The following is a 20967-nucleotide window of genomic DNA, read 5'->3' on the forward strand; positions in this document are numbered from 1 at the left end:
CATGTTTGTATTGGATTGCCCTATAGTCAGTATTAGAATGTGGAGTAGCTAATGATACTTGTCTTTATGTTACTTTAATAACTAATAATCTGGTATTTCTTATGAATAAGGCTGTAGCGATAACAAATATGAATAACTCCATATCCACATCTACTCATATTCAGCACCGCACTCTTGAACGGCGCCAATTAATACCTGAGCAGGAGCGAGTGCTATGGAAAATTCAAAGGGGAAGTGTGCGTGCGTTGACCTGGGATGAAAACGGAGTTTATACGACTTTGGGTTACTGGGGAGTTGGTGATATTGTTGGTTATTCGCTATCGCGTGTTCAACCTTATCATCTTGAATGCATTAGTGGTGTAGAGCTAGCTAGCATTCCATCTGAAAAATTACACGAAAACTTAGACCAACTTTTATCGCGTATTCAACGAACTGAAGAATTAGTAAGTATCGTTAACAGTAAACGTGTCTCTACCCGCATATGGCAATTTTTAATCTGGTTAAGCGATAAATTTAGCCGTGATTTAGAAGATGGTAAATTAATTGATTTGCACATTACTCATCAAGAAATAGCCGATGTGTTAAATACGACTCGTGTTACGGTTACACGTGTATTGCGAGATTTAGAGGACGAAGGTAAATTAAGGCGCCATAAGCGCTGGTTAATCATAAGTGCGTAAATAAAATATAACCATCAGAGTGCATTTATTTCATTCGCGATATCAAATAAATACTGCATGGCGCCTCGATAACCAAGTTTGGTTGAGAAAATATTGCCCAAACGGTCAAAAATTGGAATTCCTTGATGATATATAGGAATACTTAAACGTTTTGCAATTGCCGAAGCATTGGAGTTAGCGATTAATAAATCTGAACCTGCGGCTAGTTGCTCAAAATCTTCTAAGTCACCAATAGTAACGCTTTGAATTGGTATTTTTTCGAGCAGTGGAGAGCGTCCAGTTGTCACTGCTGCATGAATAGATACTCCCATTGATTGCAGAAAATCAATAGTCAACCAAAGTAAATCAGGTTCTAACGCTACAGAAACTTTTTTACAACTCAGCTTAAGGTGCGTAAACAACATTGCTTGCTGTAACTGGCGCCTATAAACTCGGTATTTTTCGGGTACAGCATTACCGCTAATTTTGAAGAGCGCGTACAAGAGTTTATCTGTAGCATCAAGTCCAACAAATTCTGTGAATACATCGTAAGGAACTTTGAATCTTTGTTGTAATATCCTCGCACTAGAGCGCATACTTTCACCCAGTGCCAAAGTGAAGCTAGAATTGCCAACTAATTGTAATCGTTCTAAAGTTGTGCCGCTACGAGTGACTGCACGATTTAACGTACTATTATTAGTACTATCAAAATTATTAAAATCTATATCAAGTAAACCCGATAAGTCTGGTAGAACAATTGGGTCTAATTCAAAATCAAAACACATTTCCTTGATTTGTTGAATATCACCAGGTGTGAAAGCAGAACTAGCTAAAATTGTTATTTGTTTTGACTGCGTATTTGGTTTGCTGACTGTGGGAATTTCCTTAACAATGCTCTCCACTCCTGCCGCATAGCCATCTTGTAAGCTACCTTTAAAATCTGGCGTAGATACCAAAACCATCGGTAAATTATTTAATTCTGGAATTTGGCGAATTTCTTTTAAAAAACGCGCCATATCATCCCCTCTGGTTTCGGTGAGTCCAGTTGTACAAAGACCCAGAATTTCCGGCTGATGCTGCTGTACTAACGAGATAATCGCTTGTTTAATGTTTTCCTCACAACCCAAAACGGTAACAACTTCAGTCATCCCTGTTGTCGAAAGAGGAATTATTTCACCCAAATGTTGGGTTAAAGGTATTTGTGCGAACGTGCTACAACCAGGTGAACCATGTAGTACAGGCATTACTCCAGCAAACCCCATAAATGCTAAAGTGGCGCCTACTGCTTGACTATGTTTAAAGGGGTTTACTGCTACCGACGTATTTGTGATGCTTACAATTGCCATGATGATTAATTTAGAAAATAAAAATTACTTATTACCAAGGCGCCGATGTATTTAATTGCTTCCAAACAGTGCTTTTAAAAGCTGTATATAATTCTTGTGCAGCTTTGATTATTCCTGTATATCCTGCATAAGTAGATTGATGATGATTATTGAGGAAAGAGATTTGTGCTTGAATCGCGATAGATTGATAATTGTATGGCGCCACTAACATATCTACTTCCTTCTCTTGAATTATTTGTAAGACTTGATTTTTCTCATTTCCTTTATTTAAAATAATTACCTCTTGATTGAGTAATTGTGTAATTTTTGCTTTATTTTCTTCATTGAGATGCTCGGCAATAGGAATAATATCTAAATTGAGAATTTTAGCTGTAGAGATAATTGACAAGTTTCCACTTGTAACATCAATGATAATTCTCTTATTTTTTATATAGGAACGATATAAATCCAATTGGTAATTTAGATTATTAATTTGTGCTGTGATTAAATTTTCGGTTCGTTCTTTTAAGTCAGCGTCTAGTTTGAGTGCAATATTTATTAAACAGTTGTTAATTTCTTCTAAACTGTGTAAAGATTCTTCAATATAATCAATTCCATAGCGCTTTTGCATTTGCTTTGCTAATTTCAGCAGTGCTTTAGAGGATATAACCACATTCAGTTTTGCACGGTGTGCTTGAGCTATTTGTTTATATTGACTATTGCCTGCAATTTTTGCTAATACTCGAATTCCTATTTTTTCCAATAACGATTCAATTTCAACGGCGCCATCATCAAAGCTATCGCCAATCAAGTTAATATCATAATTGGTAGTAAATTCTGGTTCGACAGTACCGATAACGTGTTCGAGTAAAATATCACCAGCAAGACGAATACCTGAATTTTTGTTACCAACAAAACCTGGTGAATCTATAGGGATAACAGGAATACTTAATTTTTCTGCTGCGTCGTGTGCGGCGCCGTTAATATCATCACCAATCATAGCAGAAACGCAGGTAGAATATACAAATATTGCTTTAGGATTATAGCGACGATGAACTTCTAAAATTGCTTTGTATAACTTTTTGGCGCCACCAAAAATAATATCACTTTCTTCCATATCGGTAGTAAAGCGAATTTTATTAAGAATTGCAGCATCATTACTACCAGACAAAAAAGAACCAACGCAACCGCTCGAACCATGAACTAAATGAGCAGCGTCTGCAATAGGCACTAAAGCCATCATTGCCCCATCAAAAGCACAATCTTGTTGATTTCGCTGTGCTAGTGATTTTTGCCCATCAGAAAAGCTTTCGATTTTATCGTGACTTGCTTCCATTTTAGCCGTGATAGGGTAGATTTATCGCAATTCATAATAAAATAAAAACTATAAATATTGTGTTATTTATGTTCTTTATAAAATTTTCACTTTGTATCTAAATTAATCTTCTCTTGTGGAGCGGGCATCCCTGCCCGCCTCCCAATCCCTAAACTACATAAGTAATCATACTGAGGTAAGTATTTTCAATACTTTGCTAGATTTTACTAACATACCAAGCCTTAAAAATTACTTACAACTTGATTCATTTGTAATTTTTAATACAAAATAAGTATAAAAACTTAGGAAAAATTATATACAACTAGTAAGGTGGGAGCAAAATATTTTTATGTTAGTAACAAAGCAACCAGTATTAAAACGTTTTTGGTATCCTGTTATTCCCAAGAGTCATTTATCAGATGGTCATCCTAAACCATTTACGCTATTGGGTCAAAAAATAGTCCTTTGGCTAGATGCCAAAGGGCGCCCAGGAGCAGCGCAAGACCGTTGTTGTCACCGTTCCGCGCAGCTATCGAAAGGAAAGGTTACAAACGGTAATATAGAATGTCCATATCATGGTTGGAGGTTTGATAGTGCAGGAACTTGTACACATGTACCCCAACTGCAAGATGGAATGATATCACCTAGTTATAAAATAGGCGCCTATAACTGTGTAGAACGGTATGGTTATATTTGGGTATGTTTAGAGGAACCATTGTGCGATATTCCAGATATACCAGAAGCTAAAGACTCTAAATATCGTTTAATTCAAGAATTTTATGAACCTTGGAAGTGTGCAGGTTTGCGAGTGATGGAAAATGAGTTTGATACCGCACACCCAACGTTTGTACACACAACAACTTTTGGTAGCGAAGAACATCCGATTCCCGATAAAATGCAATTGCAAGAACACGAGTGGGGAATTGATTTTTGGACGGTGCTAGGAGTAACAAACCCCAAGCTACAGCAAGAAAATTTGAAAATAGAGCAAAACCAGGTAGTGCGAACAATGCATATGACTTGGTACATGCCATTTACTGCCCAACTGCGTATAGGTTATCCTAACGGCTTAGTTCATATAGTCGTCAATACAGCCACACCAATCGACGATTCGACTTCTCAAATAGTACAATTTTGTTTACGTAACGACACCGAAGCCGAAACAAAAGCAGAAAATATCGTAGCTTTTGACCGTGCAGTTACGCTTGAAGATAAAGTCATTTTGGAAACAACCGACTACAACGTACCGCTTGATATCACCAAAGAACAGCATATGATGACCGATAAACCCGGCATTTTGATGCGTCGCAAGTTTTCGACGCTGCTAAAAACTTATGGAGAAGTTGAGTGTTGTGGCTATAATAGTTAATACGAAATGAGCGTGCAAATAATTATGCTAAATATTGGTAGTGATATTAATTCTCTCTCAAGCTTTAAACAGAACACCGTAGAATTTATTGAACAGTTACGGGAGACAGGAGAGCCAATGGTATTGACCGTTGACGGAAAAGCTGAAGTTGTAGTACAAGATGTAAAGTCTTATCAGAAGCTTCTGGAGCTTGTGGAAAGATTTGAGACAATAGAAGCTGTTGAGGTCGCACTTCAACAAATGAGAGCAGGTGAAGGAGAACCAGTAGATAAAGCATTTAAGGAAATAATTGAATCGTTGGATGAAGAATGAAATATCAAGTTATTATCCTTCCAGCAGCGAAAGTTGATATCAAACAAGCTGCAAAATGGATTCGTCAAAATAACTCGCCTGAAAAGGCAAAATTATGGGTCAGGGAAGTAAACGACGCGATTCTCACGCTTGATACATTTCCAGCCAGGTGTGCATTAGCTTCAATTGATAATGCTTTTGAAGAAGAAATAAGGCAACTGCTTTTTGGAAAGGGCAAGAATACATATCGTGTTTTCTTTACGATTCAAGACACACTTGTTATCATTCTTCGTGTTCTCTATACCGCACGAGATATAGAAGCAGAATTTGAAGCTTTTATAGATACTCAGATTAAGCTTGAAAACACAGTCATCTGTAACTACACTACCTAGGTTTAATAATTTTGACCTCTGTTTGCAGTTTTTTAGATAATAATGTTAATTCTTGCAGTAATGTTGATATTTTATAAATAAACCTTTTGGTATGTTTTGACCCTATAGTGACTTCCTCTAAGGATTGAATTGCCCCTTAATTTGTACAGAGTAAGGTTTCTAGGTAATTATTAACGCAATGTGGGCTTTTATTACCCATCCTCAAACAGACGTTCGCCTTTGTGCAAGCGGTAAGCCATTTGGTAAGTTTGAGCTTGGGAGCGCATTGTTGGAGCATGTGCCGCTAAATACCTTGTTGCTGCAATCAAAAGATTGTAGGCGCCTTCTTTATGAGATTTACCCAATAAATAATACTGTTTGAAGGCAGCTTCTATTTCTTGAATGACATGGAAATCGCGATTCTCTCGCAACATTAATTTACCTAACGTTGCCATTAATAACTCTGGTTTACCCCCACTATATAGATACTGAGCAACTAATTTGCAAGCTTCATTTACTTGTTGCTAACGGTTTAATAAATCTGGTAGCTGGTTAAGTAAATTTTCTGGATTATCTATAGTATCTTTTGGTTCAGGAATTCGTGCTGGTGGCACATTCAAAAAGCGGTTAAGGTATACACTCATGGCGCCATCGAACACACCGCGTAACAATTCAATTGAAGGTACGCGCCGTAGACCTTGATGGACTGCATTAGCATAAGTAAAAGGATGGTGTGCTGCATCCCAATCGCCAAAGTCGTTATAAAGAATATGTTGAAAACCCTGTCCTTTTAAGGCAGGGATGAAAACTTTTTTGTTGCCTTTTAAGGCTTTGTGGTATTGTAATTACAAGGACGTGGTTAGTCCATAAAGTAACCCTACCTGCGGACTGCGGGAAAGTCACGCTTAACAGATATGTTCGGTTCGTTGAGGGACGAACAACTAGTAGTGATGCTAGCCAATAACCCCTCCAATATGTATATAAAAATCACATATTGAACTACCGATGAGATGCAGGTGAAAGTCCTGCCCCTCAGGGTTAGAGGTGACTCCTTATCTGCCCCAGGCGAGCGTAGCTCGTACCTACACAGACCTTATGCGGGGGACAGGGCGCAATCAGAAATCTTACTCAGGATTACACTGGCGCTAACGGGGAGCTTGCACGGTGAAACAGAGCCTGGAAAAATGTCATATTAGGGAGCGGGGTGAGAAAGAATAATGTCCCCGACTTAACTGGAGATAATCCCGCCTCATACATGTCTGATAGTGGCATAACCCAAGGGCATCCAGTTGGCAAAGTGGCTACACCTAAACAAGCATAATAATCAAAACGGTGGAACGAATAAAAACGAATAGCAGGTCTAAGGAACGGTCGAACCAAGGTAGGCAGACGAGAGCGGAACCCCTGCATTCGGGTAGGATGCGCCGCAACTGGCGCAAGGCACTCAGAAAACAATGTTAGGAGTAAATCATAGTTAGACACAATATCAATATCGATGTTAGTGAACTCTGGAGAAAGCTACCTTGGAAGAAATTCCGCCGCCAGCTTTTCCGATTACAAGTAAGATTGTTCAAAGCCGTTGCTGCTAACGATTCGAGGAAAGCTCGGTCTCTACAACGTCTTGTTCTGAAGTCCCTTGGAGCTAGATTTTTGGCGATACGTCAAGTAACACAGCTTAATCAGGGAAAGAAAACAGCAGGTATCGACGGCATGAAATCCCTAAATTTCCTTCAACGCTTCCAGCTTGAAATGAGATTAGAGAAACATACCGGAAACTGGAAACATCAGGGACTGCGAGAAATTCCGATTCCGAAAAAGGATGGTACAACCAGAATGCTGAAGGTGCCGACGGTGTGTTCATATTGCACCTCGAATCAAGACAGTTTAGGGATATTTTGTTTAACCCTGTTATTTCCTTATGGTAGAGCTTTTTACTCAAAGCTAAAAGAGCAATTATAAAAATGACGAAGAGATTATCTTGAAGCAGCGCGCGTGTGCTACTAGTGAGCGACTAGTAGCATTAAAATCGCTGCATCAAGTTTTGGACTACTAATAAGTAATAAGTGACTTACTGGTAATCTACTGGTAATTCAAAGTGGTTTAAAATAAAAAAGGAGTATATTGGGATGCATTTATGGCAACGGATAATCCGCGCGTAGCAGCCTATCCACCACAACGAATTTATGAGCGTTTAGTAGAATTTAAGCGTGAACGAGGTTTAAAATCAGATTCCGCTGCAATTATCGCAATTCTTGAAAGTTACTTTTTTGGTAGCACACCTGACGCAGATAGTGACACACCAGAGACAAATTTTCGCCTATCGGAGTTAGAGGTAAAGTTGTTAGCCTGCTTGAAGATGTAGCATTTCTCAAGCAGGCTCATGTCAGTGTGCAATCAAATTTAAGTGAGTCACCAGATGCCAAAGAAGAGCAAGCTGAATCCGACAGTGGTGTACCACTAAGTGAGTCACTCTTAGAGTCAAACCAGTCCTATAATTCGGATACAGAAAACACTGGTGAGTTAAATGATTCATCTAGTGAGCCACCATTAGAGGCAATAAAAATTGATAGTATTGAAAAATCTGTATGTCCAGAAATTGTTACGGGTAGCTTACTAGAGGTTGAATTGTCATTAAGTGAGCTAAGTAGCGACTCACTAAGTGAGCTATCAGTGTCTGAAGAGAATAATCACCCAATTGTCACTGTTATAAATAGTGAGCCATCAAGTGATTTACAAGATAGCTCACTTAAACCAGAAGAAAATCAAAATTCGTTGGCGCCTATTGAGCTAACTGGTGCGGCTTTAGCAAGAAGACTAAATGTTTCTCCCAGTACTCTTCGTCACAAGAAAAATGCTCGCAATTTTGGACAATGGACTTCTGGGCATGACCCAGATGGAATCGCTTGGTACTTTGATGGTCAAAAATTTACTTCAAAGACTTTTGCAGATACACAATAAACCCTTTGAGTAATTTTTGACTCAAAGGGTTGAACTCGTTCAAAATAGTTATTTTGCGTCCCGAAGCAGAAACTATTCAGATTTGACTGGTACGCGGCGGATTTTTTCACGTAAAGTTTCTAAAACTTCGGGTGTAACTATATACCACCAAGGACTTTTATCCTTTTCTTGAAAACCCTGGATAATTCCTTTTTCTCGCCAGTAGTGAATGGTATAAATACTAACGCCCAATTTTGATGCTAGGGCACTGGTGGAATAGTAACCTTCTGGGCTAATCCCAGATTTCGCAACCATTGGGGCGCTTAAAGGTTTATCAAGACCATATTTCCATCTCAGCCAAGCTACACCTTTTCTGGTAAAAGGTTGCCCAGTAGTATTGAGTAAACCCCGACGATTTAGTTCCAAAGCAATTTCGGCATCAGTTCGACCAGGAACTAATTCTTCAATCAATTGAATCACTTGGTTGGGTGTTCGGTATTTTTCTGTAGTTGTTGGACGTGTAGCAATTAGCTCGCTTATCGCTCCAGTATGCCAAAGTATTTGGATACGAGTAGAGCGTTTTGGAGCATCTATTGGTGTAATCGCAACTTGTTTGACTAACAACCCTAGCATCTCTTTACGCTCTTGGTGAGTAGTACTACTTGCGTGCCAAATTGTTGGAATATCATTGGCTAATTGTAATATTTGTTGCCTTTGGGTTAGAGTCAATTCCAACCTTTCTACTTGGTGCGCTCTATTATACGCTTCTTCTAATTCTGTTAACTGTTGTAATTTTTCATTCCAACGTTTTTCTAGTGTACGGGCGACTAAACGATTCTCTGGCTCAGTAGCATCATATTGTCGGAAGGCTCTATCTGCTTCGTAATGTGCCCTTTCTAACCTAAGTTGCCATGTTTTATCCGCCTCATGTGCTTGATGCTCAAGCTCTCTAAGCACAGCTAGAGAAATATTGAGTTGTTCAAGAGTTAAAGCTTCAAGTACGTGTGCCTCAACCGCTGTATCAATTGCTGCCCCCGCAACGCTCCAACAAACACCCACGCTACCATCTTGTTTTCGAGCTTGTGTACATTCGTAAGCCACTCTCTTGCCACCATCACCGTGGTAGCGAGGACTCATACGCCGTCCGCATTTACCACAAATAACTAAACCTTGAAGAAGAGCAAAACCCTCTCTAGGTGTTCTTTGGCATCCATCAGATATATAACCTGTGTTATTGCGTCTGAGTTGCTCACAATTAGATAAATATTCAGACCAACTAATATAAGGCTCGTGAGCGTCATGGATTACAACTTTCCACTCGTCTTGTGGTAGTAGCTGGGTTTTTACCTTGGTTATTTGTCCATTCTCAATTACGTTTAGACTGCGCCGTCTACCATATACGTAAGTCCCCGTATAAGTTGGGTTACGTAAAATTGCTGTTATACGGCTAAGGTTAGCTGGTCCCCAATAAAGTGTGCCTATGTGACCAGGTCGCCAGCGCCTTCTTGGAAAAGGAATTTGGTTGATACAAAAATAGCGCATCACCTTAAACGCTGTTCCAAGAGCATGGAATTTTTGGAAAACTAGCTTTATCGCTGCAACTACACCTTCGTCTGGGTCTAGCACTAATTTTCCTTCTGGGTCGTATACATAGCCAGTAGGCGGAGAACAGCGCAATTCCCCTTTTTTGGCCTTATTTAGTTTGGCGCCTTGTAAGCGTAAACGCATACCATGTAGTTCCGTGTGGCTCCAAGTTCCCTTAAACCCTAATATTACTCGGTCATTAAAATCATTCGGGTCGTAAATTCCATCGTGGTCAATTACTAACGTATCTGTTAGGGCACAAATATCTAATAGTTTATGCCAATCTGCTTGCGAACGAGAAAATCTTGAAGCTTCCAAAGCTAAAACAGCCCCGACTTCTCCTAAACCAACAGCAGCCATTAGTTTATGAAAATCTTCCCGTCCTGTTGTTGTTTGACCACTTTTACCTAGGTCACTATCTAAAACGGATATTTGGCTTTTGTCCCAGCCCAAGTTTAACGCGCGGTCAGCCAAAGCATACTGTCTTTCTGTACTTTCACGGTGTAATTCTATTTGGTTAGGTGTTGATTGTCTTAAGTACACTACCGCGCGCCGTTCCAGATGCGTTGTTCTTATTTTACTATTCATCTGGTTTACTCCTTGCAACTACCTCGTCGGAACTTTGGTTTCTGAGCATCTTGTCCACTAACCGTGCTGTTAGAAGAGTTAGACGACCCAGCCTTTCTGAGTTTTCGGGTTTTTGGGTTGGTAGATATTTCACCATGATTTTTTTCTATGTGTTCGACTCCTTCATTTTCGGCAACACAAGAAAATTCTTCCGTAAAATATTTTTTACGCTCTCCTACCCATTCACTCAAACGCAGCAGTTTTTGTGGTGAAAATTTCTCAGTTCGTTGGGTAATGCTTGCTTGTTGCATCCATAAGTCAGTTTCTGAAGCTGGAAGAGACAAAAATCCTCCCAATGGACTTTTTATAGTGACTTTTGTCTCTTGCCCAACTTTGCGGATTTGCAGTATCTCAACAAACTGACCATACAACGGGTGGATGGGGTTGGTGATTGTCACACAACTTCCCTTCATAGACTTGGAGTTATGTGCAGTGTTATTATAGCGTGCCAACTATTAATGATAGGGCATGGCAGTGCCTAGTAAAGTATGCACTAGAACCCGCTCATGAAGCAACTTTTGACGCTAACAGCTACGGATTCAGAACTGGAAGGTCAGCACACGATGCACAAAAACAAATCTTCAATTTGTTGAATGCAAATCGCAACGGCGGACGGAAAGTGGTAATCGAGCTAGATATTGAAAAATGTTTTGACCGAATATCACACACCACGATTATGGACAACCTCATAGCACCTAAAGCTATCAAAATCGGTATCTTTAGATGTTTGAAAGCAGGAACAAATCCAGGTTATCCGGAACAAGGAACCCCTCAGGGTGGAGTGGTTTCACCGCTTTTAGCCAACGTCGCACTTAACGGCATCGAACGCATCTACAGACACCATACAGTACATTTTCCGTCCAATAGCTACCCTAAAGGAAGGAGAATTACACCAAAAACACCAGAGAAGGACATAACCTACCCATCGATAAGATATGCCGATGATATGGTGATAATTATACCTGAAGACGAAAACCCATTAAGAGTGTTGCAAAATATCGACGAATTTCTGGCTACAAGAGGAATGAAGGTTAGCGCCAAAAAGACCAAAGTAACCAAACCGACAGATGGATTTGACTTCCTTGGATGGCACTTTAAATATGTCAAAACCAAGAAAATCGAAAAACTAACGTGCGTACCCTCAGAGGAAAACTACGAAAGTTTCAGAAAGAAAGTCAAAGCTATAGTCAATAGCAGTAATTATGGGGCTGAAGTTAAAGCCGAGAAATTGGCTCCGATAATTAGAGGATGGAGAAATTATCATAAGCATTGTCGCATGTCCGGTTCGAGATTCTCGCTATGGTTCATGAATCACGATGCTTACAGAAAATTCCTCAAGCAACCGAGTATAGATAGATACAAAGCAGAGTCACTAGTCAAAAAAGCATTTCCGGCTGTTGACCACTCACTCTTCGGGCACGTGAAAGTAATGGGTACAAAATCGCCGTATGACGGGGATATAACGTACTGGACTGAACGCGAATCTAAATTATACGACGGAGCAACGTCCCAGGCAATTAAACGTCAGAAACATAAATGTGTCGTATGTGACATGGAATTCATGCCGGGGGAACGAGTACATCTACACCACGTTGACGGCAACCACGAGAATTGGAAGACCAACAACCTGGTAGCAATACATGAGTCCTGTCACGACTACGTACACATGGGCAATATCGATTTAGCAGAAATTCTGAAAAGAAAATCCAATCCCCGTAAGGACAAGCGTCAGGGAAAAGTAAGCTAATATCGTGTCGAATGTCGGGAGCGTGGTGAAGGGAAACTTTCACGCCACGATCTAAATGGGAGGTGCCCCGGATAATACCGGGCATCGACCCAACCCAATACGAATGTGGGTTGAGGTTAGGAACCATGTCTGAGAAGCAAGTGAGAATGAGAGTACCACTAGCTTGACAGACGGATAACTAGGGAATACGACAGAACTTCCTAGTGAATCACCGTACCTTTAGGTCGGTGAGTGTCAATGGTGTGGAAACGAGCAACGCGCAAAGCGGCGCCATAAGTTACAATAAGGGCTAATTGTTCTTCGTTGGCGCCAGAGCGTAAAGCATTGAGTAGTGCATCAGCTATAGCTTGAGCATCATCTCCTAAAAGAGTAGTAATTAATTCATCCTGAGCAGACCAACTATCGTGGCGCCTACTTCCTGCTTCTAATGCAGCAGGTAACTGTTCAAACGCATTATTAACAATTGCTACTAAATCTATAGGATAACGCCATGAACTAGATTCTTCCATGCGAGAAGCACTTGTTAAAGGAACAACCAAACTTGCTAAGACCTGTTCGGCGCCTTGCCAGTCCACATAATCAAGTGCTTCTAACGCCTTATTAATAAAATCAACAGTATGACCAACATCAAGGTAACGGTGGTCTGTGGCAGCAGCAAACAGCATATCTACAATTTGCGCTCTCGATAAACCTGCACGAACAGCAGTTACCAAACAACGTTCTGCTGCTTCGCTATCTCGTCGTTCGATAAATTCGCGAAACCAATTTTTGAGAGTGTTTGCATCAATATTTGAATTGGGCAATGGATGAACACCAAAATGTGGTGGTGCTTCCGAACTATCACGCGCTACAGCAGAAAGTCCTTGATAAAGGGCAAAAGGTTTATCGAGAGCATCTAAATAAGGCAACAAATTCATCATGCAAGTTAGGATAGTTAAACCACTACTCCAACCTTGCTTATTATAACGGGCGCCGAATTCTAATCCCGTCCGGAAAATCTCAGCAGCATCAACATGCTTATCCAGAGCAATCACAGACTTAGCAATAACAAGAGAAATACCCTGCTCTAGACCATCTTGAAGTCGCTGACGTTGATGTGTAACCAAATCAACTTGAGGTGTTAAATTTACCCAAATCTCGCCATCTCTAATTTCTACAGGAAACGCGCGCACATCATCAGCCCAGGAATCAAAAGTACCACCGCTATCAAGATCAAAGCGAGCGTAATGCCAAGCGCAAGTAACAATTCCATCTTTACAAATACTGCCATGTAACGGAAAACCCATATGTGGACAACGGTTATCAATGGCATAAATTTTGCCATCACTGTAGAAAAGAGCAATAACATGTTGTTCCAAATTAACTACTTTACCGCCTACTGCTTGCACTTCGGCTAATTTAGCGGCAAAGACATAGCGCTCTGTTGTATGGGTTGAATTTTCAAAGGTTTGAGTCATAATGCTTTTGTCAAAAAGTGAAATAAAAGGGAGCAATTAGCAACAAATATTAATAAAAATTAATTTTTTTTTTACTTATAAGCCTCTATTTTCTACTGTGACAAAAGAAACAGCTTTTTAGTCAGAATAAATTATAACTTTTGTAAACTTTGTTGAGTGATACAGTACATTTATAACGAATTAGAAGATAAGTCAATACTGCTCGGTTAACGTATGTAAAGATGTGACATGTCACGTCTCTACGGGGGTTTCACGTTTCGCAATCGCCTTAACCGAGCAGTATTGGAAGCCAAGTGAGAACCATCCAGATTTGCCTCCGTAAAATCCGCTTCAATCAATTGTGTTTCTGTCAGTAGGGCATAGTCAAGACGTGTACCAATAGCTAGTAATTTTTGTGCGGTAAGTCCTGTCAAATCAACTTGACGTAAATCTAATCCTGACAAATTTATACCTTCAACAATTTGCTGTTTGCTGATAGCCGAATGTAACAAATCCAATACAGAAGATACACTCATAGCTTATACTTTTAAGGGCGATGTTTGATGTAAGATAGGCTTCCAGTTTGCTCCTGGCTTGTATTCAAGAAATTTTGTATAATCGCCGAATATGCCTGAAGGCTCTAAATGTTTCATTACAGAAAGCTGGTTGCTGCTTAAAGTTTCTACATTTGATTCCCAAGGATGAGGCGCCAAATCAAGTTGTACTCCTCCCCAAGGTGTATATAAGATATTATGTAAGTACATTATGTACATACAAGTAAACATGAGCAACTCTTACAGCATTCGTAGTACAAAAATCGGTAATAGTGCGGGGTTTCGTCTACCTGCGGAGTTTTATCGAGAGCATCCTCAGTTTGCTAACGCAGACGGTTGGATAGAGGTATTATCTCCCGATACGGCAATTGTGCGGATAGTTCCGCGTGACGATGATGAAGAAGATTCGGTGATGATGCGGCTTTTTTTAGATTTTGCGATGACAGAAGCTCTCAAAAATAATACGTTGCAACCTTATACAATTGAGATGTCTGAAGCTGCTCATGAATTAATTGACGGTGTGGAATTGGAAGATGAGTCAGAAGAAGATAGCTAACTTTGTCAGTAACGGTTGGGAGGTTTATTTTCACCCGCAATTATTTGGCACTCAGTATCAAGAATTGTTTGACCGTGTTTCTAGTTTACGTGAAAAATTACCAGAAGCTGAATATAAAACCCACGCAGCAGTCAAGTTATTCGCAGCAATTACAGTTGCAATTGAAACTAAAATTTCGGCTGACCCAAGAGCGAGTTATTTTACATTAACAGGGGCTTTAAAACGATACTGCCGCCTAAAAAAGATGGGTTTACCTTCAAGATACCGCCTGTTTTTTCGAGTGTTTGACACCCCAGAACTGAAAGCAATTGTCATTTTGTGGCTAGGGTTTCCTCGTAAGGAGGGCGCCAAAGATGATTGTTACGAGGTGTTTACTAGGATGGTAGAGCAAGGAACATTTCCAGATAGTTTGGATGAATTAGTACCAGAAACTGATATAAATCAAAACAAATAAGGTATAATCTTAATTTAATTGATGTTTCTGAAGTTTTAGCTGTTATATTCTTCTTTGCTTGCTGTTTTCCAGCAATTATTTTAAGTTCTTCTATTTCCTCAAAATCAACTTCTACAAATGCATTTTTAAATTCTACGCCTAATGCGGTACTCACATCTAGAATTTATATAAAACTAGCACATTGATAATCTTTACTTTCACACTCTTTGATTCGTTCTTCTTCGATATCTAAAATATCAGCTAGTTCCTTCTGGCTCATTTTTGCCGCTATGCGAGCTTTTATCAATACATCTGGAAGGTGATAGAAGGAACTAATTTTGAAGGTGCTAATCTTGATGAGGTTTTCTACGAGCAGGATATATAATGTATTAATCGCTAAAAGGAAACAGTTAGCTCTTTGCTTTCTGTTTCCTTTGAATAATATAAACAAACTTTACGCTACTCCATAACCTGTATACGGACGCTTGTATGGTGCATGTAATCCTAGGATAATGTCTTCTTTCTCTACACCCATCTTGACCAATTCATCTGCTAAATCATCTTCCGTCATATTTTGCTGAATCCAAATTTTTCCATCTTTAATATCTATATGGATAAAGCAGTTATAAATACGATTAAACCCTTCCCAACCAATATCTAAGAGTTGATAATGGTCATTTTGTGTATCACATATAAACTGGCATTCTACATCTGAATTTGGTTCACTGTAACCTACGGCAGCAATTTTAGTTAATAACTGACGAATTACTTGTCTATATTTTTCTAATTTCTCCATTCGACAATTACCTCCTTAACTGGGTCATAAACTAAAAGTTTAACTTGATGAACTTTTATAGCTTCCTGAATAAACAATTGCTGAAAGAAAGTATTATATGTATCAATAGGGACAGCTAAATATAATAGTCTTTCGGATTCAGTCATTTGTAAACCCAAACGATAGTTTAAAAATTGCCCCAAGGCTGCATGGAAATCTGTTATCGCGGAAGTATTTAAGAAACTTTTAATTTCAACTGCTATTTTTTGTCCTGCTCTTTCAGCAGCAACAACTTTGTCAGCAGCTAAATCAATCTCTAGTCTAACTTTTTCAATTTTGATTATTAGCGGGTCTCCTGTTATGACCCACTGTTCTTTTAAAAGCGCTTGCTTGACTGCATCGTAAAATAAATCTTTAGCCGCCATTATTCTTTGAATACTAACTTACTATCATAAATCATATTCTTGTGTTAAAGGCTGATTTATAATCTTGACTCTTTGTCGGCGCCAATCTTGATGGAACTTTGTACAAGTAGGATATATGATGTATTTGCTGGTGCGTGACGCTACATGTCTTATCGCTTCGTTCATTTCTTTCATGGCATCACGCACCCTACAGTTTTTATGTACCAAACGAAAATTAAATATTTCTTCAAAAATAACAAAATTTTAGACACCTGTACTATATATAGATAACATGTAGAGACGTTACATGTAACGTCTCTACGGTTTGGTCGAATATTGCATCTTTGCTGTCAGGTTTATGCCAAAACGCCTTCTAGTTGTAGAATCTCCTGGTAAAGTCAAAAAGCTTAGTCAAATACTCGGCGCCGACTGGATAGTTCGCGCGAGTTGTGGTCATATTCGGCAACTTAGCGATGAAGGTGAGGATTCGCTGGGTTTTACTATGGATGACAATCATGTTAAGTGTCGTTATATTGCGCGCGACCATCAAGCGAAGGAAACGATACAAAAATTAAAAGCTGCTTGTTCCCAGGTGCAGGAAGTTGTTTTAGCTACTGACCCAGATAGAGAGGGTGAAACTATTGCTTGGCACCTTAAAGAAGCTTTGGGACTTAGAGAACCGAAACGTGTCGTATATACAGAAATTACCGAAGCTGCTGTGCGTGCGGCTATTGCAAATCCGAGAAAGCTTGATTTAAATTTAATTGGCGCCGGTTTGTGTCGCGATTGTTTAGATAAGTTAGTTGGTTATAAAGGAAGTCCTTTAGTTTGGGCATTGAATAATGGCGCCAAAAGTGTCGGTAGAGTCCAAAGTGCCACTTTACATTTAATATGTCAACGCGAAAGGGAAATCCAAACGTTTGTACCCCAAGATTATTGGAGTGTATGGGTTGACTATGCTGAGGGGTTTAGAGCTTTTTATAAAGCTTTATTAAATACTCAAACCGAGGCGCCTGCTAACCAAGAAGATGTAAACGATGACGCTGCTACTAAAAATGATACACAGGTGCCTGAATCAACGCGCGTTCTTTCGGAACAAGAAGCAGACCGTTTAGTTGAAGAAGCAAAACGTCATCCTCATCATGTCGTTCAATACGAAGGAAAACTTAATTATCGTCAACCCCCTCCAGCGTTTATTACTTCGTCGCTACAACAAGCTGCTGGTTCAAGGTTGAAATTTTCTCCTGACAAAACTATGCAGGTCGCACAAAAGTTGTATGAAGCAGGTTTAATTACTTACATGCGGACTGACTCTGTGATGTTAAGTCCTGAGTTTTGCGATAGCGCACGTAAATGGTTACAGCAGAACGACCCGCAAAACGTTCCTAAGAACACAGCTAAACACCGTAGTAGTAAAACTGCTCAAGAAGGTCACGAAGCTATTCGTCCTACAGATGTATTTAAACCTTCAGCACAGATACGGCTAGAAGTAACTAATGATGAATTTAGCTTGTATGTAATGATATGGAAACGCGCGATAGCTTCGCAGTGTTCTGCTGCTCAACTACGAAAAACCCTGATTATTACACAGTCGGGTGATATTTTATGGCAAGCGAGAGGTCAAGTCGTTGAATTTCTCGGTTACGCACGTTACTGGTCGAACTTAAGTAAAGATACACTTTTACCCAATTTACAGCAAGGGCAACAATTAACTTTAGAAGACGCAGGTCACGAAAAGAAAAAAACTCAACCACCACCACGTTATACCGAACCCAAGTTAGTGCAATTAATGGAGCGTAAAGGTATCGGGCGCCCAAGTACATATTCTCCTACGATTGCCACTCTCAAAAAACGCACTTATATAGAGTTAGCCAAAGATATATTACACCCCACAACACTAGGGTTAGAAGTCGATGATTTTTTACAAAAAGCATTACCAGATTTATTAGAAACCGAGTTTACCGCCAAAATGGAAGATGTGCTAGACACAATAGCTTCGGGTAAACAAGCTTGGCAGCGTTACCTCATCGACTGGAATCAAAATTATTTTGCCCCAGCTATTGCAAAAGCTAAAACAGTACCTATTACTGTATCTAATGTAAAGAATGCTGGTAGTACAACTCAACGTAATTATGAAACTTCTCGCAGCAAGTGTCCTGAGTGCAAAAACAACTTAGCCAAAATACCCAGCAGTAAAGTTAAGAAAAAATATTTTCTCAAGTGTGTAAGCGGATGCGACAATGTAGTTTTATTTTGGAGCGATTATAGCAAATCATGGGAGGCGCCTCGCTCATCTAATGCTGAAACTGCAAAAACAGATAGTGGCACCAAAACTGCGGCAAAATCTCAAAAATCACCAGCTAAAGCTGCTAACTTAACAAAATTTCCTTGTCCTGTTTGCAAAAAACCTTTGGAAGAGTACAGTTATACGAAGGACGGGCAAGATAAAACAATGCTGCGCTGTTCTAATCCAGATTCGCAGAATGATAGTAAACACAAAGATGTAGCTTATTTTAATACAGCGAGCGGATGGTGGAGTCCTAAGTTTGGTGAGTTGAAGTCGGAATCGAACTCATCAGATGGCGCCTCAAAAGCCAAAACTACTAAAACACCCACTACAGGTAAAGTTACTAAATATCCCTGTCCAGTTTGCAAAAAACCACTCGAAGAGTACAGCTATACAAAAGACGGACAAAATAAAACGATGCTGCGGTGTTCTAACCCAGAGTCGCGGAATGATAGTAAGCACAAAGATGCAGCTTATTTTAATACGGCTAAGGGATGGTGGAGTCCTAAGTTTGGTGAGTTGAAATCTACTAAAGCTGATAATAAATAGTTTGAGGAGGGATTTTTATCAAAATGTAAAGAAATAATTATTGTAGCGCACGGTACATGACTGTAAATAATACTTATGGCAATAATACAGACATTGCAATCACCTCACATACTTAGTGACCTTCGTTGCGGCTCGGCTAACCACCGGGCTATTTATTTGCGCGTTTTTTGCGTTCACGGGGTGTCTCCGGAGGAGAATATTACTTAGAGTTGGGAGGAAGAAGTAACTAAAGTTACTATTACGACGAGGTTTTTTGGGTTTTTGGAGGGATGTGTTGGTGAATGGTGTAGAAATGTATAGTATTTTGAAGAGATAAAAACTTAAAATATTTAAGATGCAAACTTTCTTAACACCTTCCCCAATGCAATTGTCGTTTCGACCAGCTAAACCTCAAACTCAACCGAAAAAGATTGTCGCGCTAGGGGATAGTTTAATATATGGTTTTGGCGACCCTGAAGGCGGTGGTTGGGTGGAAAGATTACGCCGCACTTGGATGTTACCAGATAGTCCGGGTCATGTATTGTATAACCTGGGAGTGCGGGGTGATAGAACGATGCAAGTTGCCCAACGTTTAGAAGTTGAGTTTCGCCATCGTGGAGAGTTGCGAAATCGTGTTCCTGATTTGATTATTCTTTCTGTAGGGGTTAATGACTCCGCACGTGTTGGTCGTATTGATGGTAAAAACTATACGGACTTTGACCGCTTTGAGCTTGAAATCACTACATTACTTGAACAAGCACAACGGTTATGTCCTGTGTTTTTTGTCGGAATGGCGCCTGTTAATGAAAGTAAAATGCCTTTTTTAGATTGTTTATACTATAACCATGCCGACCAGTATCGTTATAAAGAAGCAACCCGTAGAGCTTGTGTAGATAAAGAAATACCTTATCTTGATATTTTCGACACTTGGATGGTACACGGTCAAGAGTGGATTAAAGAGCGTATTGGTGAAGATGGGTTACATCCCAACACTCTAGGCTATAAAACTTTGTTAGAACAGGTTATAAATTGGGAACCACTCAAGAAGTGAAAAGTCCTGATAATACCTATATACTAAATTCAGCTATTTACAATGCTAGAACCAAACTCCTGTACGGGCGGGTTAACCAACATCCCAATTATTAACGAAAAATCTATTTAAACCCGCCCCTGCAACGGCACCTTTGCCGAATCGGAAATCTTTTCTGAACCTAATCCCTATATGGGCGGGTTTAGTTATATTTTGGTAAATATGAGAATGGTTGGTTAACCCGCCCCTACGATTATTATGACTCCTACTTTATTTGGTCGCTGGCAAACTCGCTTATTATTACTCGCAACGGTTGGTGTTATTGTCTCGTTACCTTTTGTAGCAGGTATAATCGGCGCCAGTCCAGGGTCGATATATTTCTGGATACTAGGTTATGTCGCTGTTTTTGGGATTATTTGGGATGTTGTCTATGACCAAATACAAAAGTATCGGTGGGATAGAGACTGGCCCGCAGCATACCAGTTAATAGCGGGAATATGGGAAATGGTGTTTGTTTTCTGTGGAGCAAAACTATTTGGGTTTCTGCCAATTCCTATACCTAAAGAGCAATTAGACCCAGGAATGTTTTTGCTGCATTATAGCGCTGTATGGTTAGCAGTGTTTATCGCTTCGCAAAGCTTAATGCGGATTATTTTTGTACGTTGGCGGTTTCGTGGCGGACAGTGGCTCTAACTATATAATAAGTTTTGCCTCCCCACAATTAATTTAAGAGAGAATT

General features: G+C 39.7%; 24 protein-coding genes and 1 pseudogene. 13 read left to right on the plus strand and 12 right to left on the minus strand.

Annotated elements, in window-relative coordinates; translation table 11 throughout:
• The first annotated feature begins 101 nt into the window (after positions 1–101).
• Positions 102–680: a Crp/Fnr family transcriptional regulator gene (locus tag DSM106972_RS31735; protein ID WP_127084427.1), complete on the plus strand. Its 579-nt coding sequence runs from the start codon at positions 102–104 to the stop codon at positions 678–680.
• Positions 681–694: 14 nt separating this feature from the next.
• On the opposite strand, the gene nifN is transcribed toward DSM106972_RS31735, so the two are convergent.
• On the minus strand, positions 695–2005 hold the full coding sequence (gene nifN, locus DSM106972_RS31740) for a nitrogenase iron-molybdenum cofactor biosynthesis protein NifN (protein ID WP_127084428.1): 1311 nt from the start codon (positions 2003–2005) through the stop codon (positions 695–697).
• A 31-nt stretch (positions 2006–2036) separates the two neighbouring features.
• Positions 2037–3320 carry a nitrogenase component 1 gene (locus DSM106972_RS31745; RefSeq protein ID WP_127084429.1) on the minus strand — a complete coding sequence of 428 codons (1284 nt, stop codon included), beginning with the start codon at positions 3318–3320 and terminating at the stop codon, positions 2037–2039.
• A 328-nt stretch (positions 3321–3648) separates the two neighbouring features.
• On the opposite strand from DSM106972_RS31745, the gene DSM106972_RS31750 reads away from it, so the two are divergent.
• The 3 genes from DSM106972_RS31750 to DSM106972_RS31760 are packed head-to-tail and all read left to right on the plus strand — an operon-like array spanning position 3649 to position 5351.
• A complete protein-coding gene (locus DSM106972_RS31750; protein ID WP_127084430.1) occupies positions 3649–4668 on the plus strand; it encodes an aromatic ring-hydroxylating dioxygenase subunit alpha in 1020 nt (339 codons plus the stop codon).
• 6 nt (positions 4669–4674) lie between these two features.
• The gene (locus tag DSM106972_RS31755) at positions 4675–4980 is read left to right on the plus strand and encodes a type II toxin-antitoxin system Phd/YefM family antitoxin (RefSeq protein WP_233787040.1); all 306 of its coding nucleotides are present in this window, start codon (positions 4675–4677) and stop codon (positions 4978–4980) included.
• The gene (locus DSM106972_RS31760; protein ID WP_127084431.1) at positions 4977–5351 is read left to right on the plus strand and encodes a type II toxin-antitoxin system RelE/ParE family toxin; all 375 of its coding nucleotides are present in this window, start codon (positions 4977–4979) and stop codon (positions 5349–5351) included. The genes DSM106972_RS31755 and DSM106972_RS31760 overlap by 4 nt, the downstream gene beginning before the upstream one ends.
• Before the next feature lie 191 nt (positions 5352–5542).
• On the opposite strand, the gene DSM106972_RS54010 is transcribed toward DSM106972_RS31760, so the two are convergent.
• Positions 5543–5785 carry a hypothetical protein gene (locus DSM106972_RS54010; protein WP_233787041.1) on the minus strand — a complete coding sequence of 81 codons (243 nt, stop codon included), beginning with the start codon at positions 5783–5785 and terminating at the stop codon, positions 5543–5545.
• Positions 5786–5854: 69 nt separating this feature from the next.
• Positions 5855–6001 carry a hypothetical protein gene (locus tag DSM106972_RS54015; RefSeq protein WP_233787042.1) on the minus strand — a complete coding sequence of 49 codons (147 nt, stop codon included), beginning with the start codon at positions 5999–6001 and terminating at the stop codon, positions 5855–5857.
• Positions 6002–6800: 799 nt separating this feature from the next.
• Here DSM106972_RS54015 and DSM106972_RS31770 point away from each other — a divergent pair.
• The 3 genes and pseudogenes from DSM106972_RS31770 to DSM106972_RS31775 all read left to right on the plus strand — a co-directional run.
• A pseudogene (locus DSM106972_RS31770) lies at positions 6801–7184 on the plus strand (reverse transcriptase N-terminal domain-containing protein); the annotation flags it as partial.
• A 280-nt stretch (positions 7185–7464) separates the two neighbouring features.
• Positions 7465–7692, plus strand: a complete 228-nt coding sequence (locus DSM106972_RS52730) for a hypothetical protein (RefSeq protein ID WP_201800809.1) — start codon at positions 7465–7467, stop codon at positions 7690–7692.
• Positions 7693–7718: 26 nt separating this feature from the next.
• On the plus strand, positions 7719–8288 hold the full coding sequence (locus tag DSM106972_RS31775) for a hypothetical protein (protein WP_201800810.1): 570 nt from the start codon (positions 7719–7721) through the stop codon (positions 8286–8288).
• Positions 8289–8360: 72 nt separating this feature from the next.
• Here DSM106972_RS31775 and DSM106972_RS31780 read toward each other — a convergent pair whose 3' ends face one another.
• Positions 8361–10439, minus strand: coding sequence for a recombinase family protein (locus DSM106972_RS31780; protein ID WP_127084433.1), 2079 nt, complete (start codon positions 10437–10439; stop codon positions 8361–8363).
• A gap of 5 nt (positions 10440–10444) precedes the next feature.
• Entirely contained in the window at positions 10445–10876 is a 432-nt protein-coding gene (locus tag DSM106972_RS31785) for a DUF5372 family protein (RefSeq protein WP_127084434.1), read from the minus strand.
• A 47-nt stretch (positions 10877–10923) separates the two neighbouring features.
• On the opposite strand from DSM106972_RS31785, the gene DSM106972_RS31790 reads away from it, so the two are divergent.
• The gene (locus DSM106972_RS31790; RefSeq protein ID WP_233787043.1) at positions 10924–12225 is read left to right on the plus strand and encodes a group II intron reverse transcriptase; all 1302 of its coding nucleotides are present in this window, start codon (positions 10924–10926) and stop codon (positions 12223–12225) included.
• A gap of 200 nt (positions 12226–12425) precedes the next feature.
• Here DSM106972_RS31790 and DSM106972_RS31795 read toward each other — a convergent pair whose 3' ends face one another.
• From DSM106972_RS31795 to DSM106972_RS31805, 3 genes are all read right to left on the minus strand, one after another.
• Complete coding sequence (locus DSM106972_RS31795) at positions 12426–13682, minus strand: Rieske (2Fe-2S) protein (RefSeq protein WP_127084436.1); 1257 nt, start codon at positions 13680–13682, stop codon at positions 12426–12428.
• A 239-nt stretch (positions 13683–13921) separates the two neighbouring features.
• Positions 13922–14197: a pentapeptide repeat-containing protein gene (locus DSM106972_RS31800; RefSeq protein WP_127084437.1), complete on the minus strand. Its 276-nt coding sequence runs from the start codon at positions 14195–14197 to the stop codon at positions 13922–13924.
• Positions 14198–14200: 3 nt separating this feature from the next.
• Positions 14201–14425, minus strand: coding sequence for a hypothetical protein (locus tag DSM106972_RS31805; protein WP_127084438.1), 225 nt, complete (start codon positions 14423–14425; stop codon positions 14201–14203).
• Between the two features lie 19 nt (positions 14426–14444).
• Between DSM106972_RS31805 and DSM106972_RS31810 the strand changes: the two genes are divergently transcribed.
• Both DSM106972_RS31810 and DSM106972_RS31815 read left to right on the plus strand, forming a co-directional pair.
• Positions 14445–14771: a hypothetical protein gene (locus DSM106972_RS31810; RefSeq protein WP_127084439.1), complete on the plus strand. Its 327-nt coding sequence runs from the start codon at positions 14445–14447 to the stop codon at positions 14769–14771.
• Positions 14749–15225 (plus strand): type II toxin-antitoxin system YhaV family toxin, encoded by a 477-nt coding sequence (locus DSM106972_RS31815; RefSeq protein ID WP_127084440.1) that lies wholly within the window; start codon positions 14749–14751, stop codon positions 15223–15225. The genes DSM106972_RS31810 and DSM106972_RS31815 overlap by 23 nt, the downstream gene beginning before the upstream one ends.
• A 433-nt stretch (positions 15226–15658) precedes the next feature.
• On the opposite strand, the gene DSM106972_RS31825 is transcribed toward DSM106972_RS31815, so the two are convergent.
• The 3 genes from DSM106972_RS31825 to DSM106972_RS51640 are packed head-to-tail and all read right to left on the minus strand — an operon-like array spanning position 15659 to position 16578.
• Positions 15659–16000 carry a XisI protein gene (locus DSM106972_RS31825; RefSeq protein ID WP_073618585.1) on the minus strand — a complete coding sequence of 114 codons (342 nt, stop codon included), beginning with the start codon at positions 15998–16000 and terminating at the stop codon, positions 15659–15661.
• Positions 15988–16404, minus strand: coding sequence for a XisH family protein (locus DSM106972_RS31830; RefSeq protein ID WP_127084441.1), 417 nt, complete (start codon positions 16402–16404; stop codon positions 15988–15990). The genes DSM106972_RS31825 and DSM106972_RS31830 overlap by 13 nt, the downstream gene beginning before the upstream one ends.
• A gap of 24 nt (positions 16405–16428) precedes the next feature.
• On the minus strand, positions 16429–16578 hold the full coding sequence (locus DSM106972_RS51640; protein WP_158632908.1) for a hypothetical protein: 150 nt from the start codon (positions 16576–16578) through the stop codon (positions 16429–16431).
• 163 nt (positions 16579–16741) lie between these two features.
• On the opposite strand from DSM106972_RS51640, the gene topA reads away from it, so the two are divergent.
• From topA to DSM106972_RS31845, 3 genes are all read left to right on the plus strand, one after another.
• Positions 16742–19219, plus strand: coding sequence for a type I DNA topoisomerase (gene topA / locus DSM106972_RS31835; protein WP_233787044.1), 2478 nt, complete (start codon positions 16742–16744; stop codon positions 19217–19219).
• A 334-nt stretch (positions 19220–19553) separates the two neighbouring features.
• Positions 19554–20249: a GDSL-type esterase/lipase family protein gene (locus DSM106972_RS31840; RefSeq protein ID WP_127084442.1), complete on the plus strand. Its 696-nt coding sequence runs from the start codon at positions 19554–19556 to the stop codon at positions 20247–20249.
• 237 nt (positions 20250–20486) lie between these two features.
• Positions 20487–20921 carry a hypothetical protein gene (locus DSM106972_RS31845; RefSeq protein WP_127084443.1) on the plus strand — a complete coding sequence of 145 codons (435 nt, stop codon included), beginning with the start codon at positions 20487–20489 and terminating at the stop codon, positions 20919–20921.
• Positions 20922–20967: the final 46 nt, after the last annotated feature.

Origin of the sequence: Dulcicalothrix desertica PCC 7102 (assembly GCF_003991905.1) — a bacterium.
GTDB classification, from domain to species: Bacteria; Cyanobacteriota; Cyanobacteriia; order Cyanobacteriales; family Nostocaceae; genus Dulcicalothrix; species Dulcicalothrix desertica.